At 26.2% G+C, this 6,165-nt stretch carries 5 protein-coding genes; 4 read left to right on the top strand and 1 reads right to left on the bottom strand.

Annotated elements, in window-relative coordinates:
* A partial coding sequence (locus tag BN1173_RS03015; protein ID WP_040236509.1) for a ComEC/Rec2 family competence protein occupies positions 1-958 on the top strand: 958 nt, incomplete at its 5' end.
* 30 nt (positions 959-988) lie between these two features.
* The gene (gene rsmA / locus BN1173_RS03010; protein WP_040236506.1) at positions 989-1,813 is read left to right on the top strand and encodes a 16S rRNA (adenine(1518)-N(6)/adenine(1519)-N(6))-dimethyltransferase RsmA; all 825 of its coding nucleotides are present in this window, start codon (positions 989-991) and stop codon (positions 1,811-1,813) included.
* Here the strand turns inward: rsmA and pta are convergent.
* On the bottom strand, positions 1,796-2,842 hold the full coding sequence (gene pta, locus BN1173_RS03005; RefSeq protein ID WP_040236503.1) for a phosphate acetyltransferase: 1,047 nt from the start codon (positions 2,840-2,842) through the stop codon (positions 1,796-1,798). The two genes, rsmA and pta, sit on opposite strands and share 18 nt — an antisense overlap.
* 125 nt (positions 2,843-2,967) lie before the next feature.
* Here pta and metG point away from each other — a divergent pair, with 125 nt between their 5' ends.
* Positions 2,968-5,157 (top strand): methionine--tRNA ligase, encoded by a 2,190-nt coding sequence (gene metG / locus BN1173_RS03000; RefSeq protein WP_139418549.1) that lies wholly within the window; start codon positions 2,968-2,970, stop codon positions 5,155-5,157.
* A gap of 21 nt (positions 5,158-5,178) precedes the next feature.
* Positions 5,179-6,165, top strand: a 987-nt coding sequence (locus BN1173_RS02995) for a lipid II:glycine glycyltransferase FemX (protein ID WP_040236498.1), incomplete at its 3' end; no start/stop codon positions are given.

The following is a 6,165-nucleotide window of genomic DNA, read 5'->3' as shown; positions in this document are numbered from 1 at the left end:
TAATATAGGAGATATCATCAAAATTCAAAATAATAAAATTCAATGCATCAAAAAACCACTACTGGTAAAACTTAGAGAAAAATATAATAAATTCATCAATAAATTTTTAAATTCGATTAGTATCAAATATTCTCATTTTTTAAAAGCAATTCTTACAAATAATAAATCAGAAATAACAACATATGAAAAACATTTATTTCAAAAAGCAGGATTATCACATATACTAGTGATATCTGGTCTACATTTTTATTTGATTTACATTATTTTAAATTACTTACTAAGCATAATTATAAATTACAAACTAAAATATACAATCATAAGCATAATATTATTCAATTATTTAATCTTAACAGGCTTATCACCATCTGCATTAAGGGCATTTATAATGTTAAAAACTTTTATAATTTATAAATTAATATACGGAAAAATTAACTTATTTAGCACATTATCAATTAGTTTTATAATAAACGCCATCATTTTCCCATACACATTAAATTCAATAAGTTTTCAGTTATCTTATCTCTCAGTAATTGGGATATGCATTTCTATTGCACTTAATAAAAGATACAACTTAAATAAAATTATATACCCAATGCTTACAACTTTTTTAATTCAAATACTAACAGCTCCTATTCTTTATATAAATGATCTCAATATTCAACCAATATCAATACTATCAAATATAATAGTTACTCCTCTAATTTTAATATTTTTAATAATAACAATATTTAGTCTATTGACTTATGCAACTAGCACAAATCTATTTCTATTTTTTGATCTAATCAATAGTTATATATTCAGAACAATAAAAAACACAATCACTATTTTTAGCAAAGTTGAGGTAATTAACAATTCAAACATAGGCATATTTTTAATATTAAGCACTATGATACTATCTTACCTAATCTACAGGCTAGAACAAGAAAAATACTATAGAGAAAACATAAAAAACTCATGATAATAGCTATGTGATATTATTTTATTATCTATGAATATAAATTATAACAGCATAAACAGCATAAAGAATGTGTTAAAAAATAAAAATATAGCACCAAGAAAGATATGGGGACAAAATTATTTGATTAATGAAAACATAAGAGCAAAAATAATAGATGCACTTGACATTAAAAAAAATGAAAAAATTTGGGAAATTGGTCCAGGACTTGGAGCAATGACAGCGACCTTATTAAATAAAGCAAATTTTTTAACGGCATTCGAAATTGACCCTAAATATTCAGAAATCCTAAATGAAAAATTTGGTCAACTGAAAAATTTTAAACTAATTGAAGGTGACTTCTTAAAAACATATAAGCAAGAAAAAACAAGCATCAATAAAATAGTTTCAAATTTACCTTATAACATTGCATCAAAGGTAATATCAACTCTAATTGAAGATGAAATATTAACACACATGGTATTTACAGTACAAAAAGAACTAGCAGACAGAATGATTGCCAGAGAAGGAAACAAAAATTACTCATCATTTACAATATTAGTACAATCACATTTTAATGTAATTAAAATAATGGATATTGATAAAAAAAATTTTTATCCAATTCCTAAAGTTAAATCAACAACCATAAAATTAACTCCTTGTAAAGGAAACATTAAAAATTTTCAAATATTCAATAAATTAATCAGAACAGTCTTTACAAGTCGTAGAAAAAAACTTAAAAATACAATTATCAACTTTATTAAAAATGAAAACATTCTTAAAGAAGACTTTTTGAAAAACTTTTTAGATAAAAGACCTGAAGAAATCTCCGTTAAGGAATTCATTACAATTGCAAATAAATTAACTACATATCATTAAAGCACTTGTTAATACAATATCATTTACAGAACAACCTCTTGAGAGATCACTAACAGGATTCTTTAGTCCTTGCAAAAAAGGACCGTATGCTCTAGCAAAAGCTAATCTCTCAACAAGTTTATATCCAATATTACCAGACTCTAAATTAGGAAAAATAAGAATATTTGCAATACCGGCAACCAGAGAATCACTACACTTCTTTTCTGCAATACTTTTAACTAAAGCTGCATCAACCTGAAGTTCTCCATCAATCAGTAAGTCTGAACATTTGCTCCTAACAATATCTAAAGCATCTCTTACTTTTCTAACCTCTAAAGAATCAGCAGATCCTTTTGTAGAAAAGCTTAAAAGAGCCACCTTTGGATCTTGATCAAAAATATTTCTAAATGAATTTGCACTATGCATTGCAATTTCTGCAAGTTGCATAGAATCAGGATTAATTATTACAGCACAATCAGCAAACATTAAAATCCCTTCATACCCAAAACAAGTTTCAAATTGAGCAAAAACATTACGAGTATCCATAATCATAAAAGAAGACACAAATTTAGTTTCTCTAAGTCTAGGAAGTATCTTAAAAACGCTTTTTAAAACTTTAGCAGAAGAAGCTAAAGCACCACAAACACAAGTCTTAACATCACCAAGCCTAACCATCATCATAGAAAATACAATATCATCTAAAAGCTCTTCCTTAGCTTTACTAACATTTAATTTTTTATCATGGCACAAACTTAAGTATTCATCAAAATACCTATTAAAGTCTTTAAAAGAACTAGGATTTATAATTTTTATCATATCCAAAATATCATCTCTAAAACCCACAAGTTCTCTTAACTTTCCTAAAATAGTATCTCTAACTCCAATAAGTACTACAAATCCTGCAAGACCCTCTCTTAAAATATTAATGGTGGCTTTTAAAATCCTAATATCAGTGCTCTCAGGAAAAACAATACTAGCCTTATCCCCATTATCTATTACATTTTTTCTTGCTTTAGCATAAACATAATCCTTAAAATTAAATAAACCCATATATTCTATCCCCTCGCAAGTATAATTTATTAACAAAAGCATACATTAATAAAAAACTAAACAAAATGATATGTTAATATTAAAATTATGGATATTATGAGTATAATGTATCAAAAAAGGAAAAAATAAATCAAGTGAAAAAAAAGAACTTAATTACAGCAGCATTACCATATGTTAATAACATACCTCACCTTGGAAATTTAGTCCAAGTCTTATCTGCAGACGCTTTTGCAAGATATTCAAGAATGATGGGAATAGAAACACTTTATGTTTGTGGAACAGATGAATATGGCACAGCCACAGAAACTAAAGCCTTAATTGAAAAAACCACACCTGAAGAATTGTGCAACAAATATCATGCAATACACAAATCAATTTATGAATGGTTCAATATAAAATTTGATATTTTTGGACGCACAACTAATAAATATCATAAAGAAACAGTACAAGATTTATTCTTAAAGTTAGACAAAAATGGATATATTACAGAAAAAGAAAATGAACAATTTTTTTGTCAACAAGATCAAATGTTTTTAGCAGATCGATACGTAACAGGAGAATGTCCAAATTGTGGAAATAACACAAAAGGAGATCAATGTGAAAATTGCTCTAATTTACTAGTTACAAATGAATTACTAAACCCAAGATGCATAATTTGTAAACATATTCCTATTATAAAAAAAACTAAGCATTTATACATTGATCTACCAAAGATAAAAAATGAATTGGAACATTGGATACAACAAATTGATCAAAACACAAATTGGAACACCAATGCCATTAAAATAACAAATGCATTTTTAAGAGATGGACTTAAGGAACGAACAATAACAAGAGATTTAAAATGGGGAATACCTGTCCCTAAAAAAGAATATGAAAATAAAGTATTTTATGTATGGTTTGATGCCCCAATTGGATATATATCAATTACAAAAGAAATAATCAAAGATTGGGAATCTTGGTGGAAAAATAATGAAGATACAAATTTAATACAATTTATTGGAAAAGACAATATCTTATTTCATACTATTATGTTTCCTTCTATAGAACTTGGAAGTCAAGAAAATTGGACAATGTTAAATAAACTAGCTTCAAGCGAATATCTAAATTATGAAAACTTAAAATTTTCAAAATCTGCAGGAACTGGAATATTTGGAAACGATGTTATTACCACTGGAATACCTTCTGATGTTTGGAGATTTTATATATATTACAACAGACCTGAAAAAGCTGATTTTCAATTTATGTGGGATGACTTTATGGAAAGAATCAATAGCGAACTCATAGGAAATTTTTCAAACCTTATTAATAGAGTATTAACATTTTATAAAAAATTCTTTGGAGATAAAATTGACAAAATAGAACTAAATGAAAATTTTTGGCAAATAGTAAATATTAAATATGAGAGAACAATAAATTTTTTCAAACAAATAGAATTAAAAGCAGCTTTAAAAGAAATTCTTGATATCTCAAGAATAGGTAACAAAATATTTCAAGACAAAGAACCATGGAAAACAAAAAATAGTACACCCCAAACAACAAAAGAATTACTATTAAACCTGATATACTTAATAAGAGATCTCTCCATATTAATCTCACCATTCATGCCACATACAAGCGATAGAATAAGAAGTTTTTTTGGTAAAAGTTATGAAATATCCAATAAATTTTTAGGAACAAATTTAGGATTAACAACAATACAATCTACAGAAGTATTATTTACAAAACTAGAAAAACAACTAATTGATAGTTTAAAATTAAAATATTCGGGGAGAACAAACATGCAAGATGAACAAAATAAAAATTCAATAAATTTATTTAGCGAACAAATATGCTTAAAAACAGTAAAAATCAAAACAATAGACAGAAATCCAGATGCAGAAAAATTATTCATCTTAAAACTTGACGATGGAACTCCTGATGGAAAACAAATTGTAAGTAGCATTGCAGATCACTACACAGAAGAAGAACTAATTGGAAAACACATAATAATCGTTGACAATTTAAAACCTGCAAAATTTAGAGGCATCAGATCTGAGGGAATGTTAATTGCAACTGAAGATGAAAATAAAAATTTTAAAATAATAATTGTAGAAGATTTTAAAGATAATCCCATCCCTGGAGAAAGAGTGATACTTGAAATCGACACTGGAAAAGAATTAAAATCACCACCAAAAATTAGCATAGATAAATTTCTCCAAGCCCAAATTGTGGCAGAAAATGGAGAACTTAAAATAAATGGCATTAACTTAATATTAGAACATTCTAAAGAAAAAGTACTCTCAAAAGAAATTCCCAATGGTAAGATATATTAAAACCCTAACTAAATAAAAACAATGGATACACAAAAAATAGAAATAGAAAACTTAAATGAAAATTATCTTCAAAGCAAGTTATGGGCAGCTATAAAACAAAATTTCAGCAAACAAAGTGCATGGAAAGCCATAGCATTAAATAATAATCAATTTAACAAAATCCTTGTAATGCAAAGAAGGCTTTTTGGAAATTTTTATTTAAGTTATGTTGCTCATCCAGAATTTTCAAATAAAAGAATTGAAGATATTAATATAGATAAAATTAACAATCAAATAAAAAAATTTAGTGAAAATATAAGACAATACTTACATAAAAACACCATATTCATACGATATGATTTAATGTTCTATACTTCAAGAAGTAGTAAAGACAAATATATGCCACTAAAAATTAAATTTAAAAATCTCAAAAAATCATTTGATGATATACAACCATCAAGTACAACAATACTAAATTTAAACGATTCAATAGATGATATAAAAGCTAAAATGAAAAAGAAAACAAGATACAATATAAACCTTAGCAACAAAAAAAATATTAAAGTGATAATAGATGATGATTTTAAATATTTTGATGAATTTTATGAACTTTATAAAGAAACAGCTCAAAGAGACAAATTTGCCATTCATTCAAAAGATTACATAAAACACCTAATAAAAGCCTTTAAAGAAGATAAACATTCAACAATAAAACTTATAATTGCATTACACAACGAAAAATTAATATCCGGCATTATTGTTGGTATATATAAAGATAAAGCCACATACCTTTATGGTGCATCAAGTAATACAAATAGACATTTAATGCCAAATTATGCGGTACAATTCGAAACAATTCAAATGCTTAAAAAACTCTCAATAAAAGAATATGACTTTTTAGGAATTCCTCCAACTGCTGATATAAAACACCCTTTATTTGGACTATTTCAATTTAAAACCGGATTTGGAGGAACAATTATTCATAGAATTGGATGTTATGATTTCTGTATACAAAAAATTCTATTAGGT

Origin of the sequence: Borrelia crocidurae (assembly GCF_000825665.2) — a bacterium.
Classification (GTDB): Bacteria; Spirochaetota; Spirochaetia; order Borreliales; family Borreliaceae; genus Borrelia; species Borrelia duttonii.
This window is presented reverse-complemented; position numbering and strand designations above follow the sequence as displayed.

Bases quoted from the DNA above. Each gene is read 5' to 3' on its own strand.
- rsmA (WP_040236506.1), top strand. From the start codon at position 989: ATGAATATAAATTATAACAGCATAAACAGCATAAAGAATGTGTTAAAA.
- pta (WP_040236503.1), bottom strand. From the start codon at position 2,842: ATGGGTTTATTTAATTTTAAGGATTATGTTTATGCTAAAGCAAGAAAA.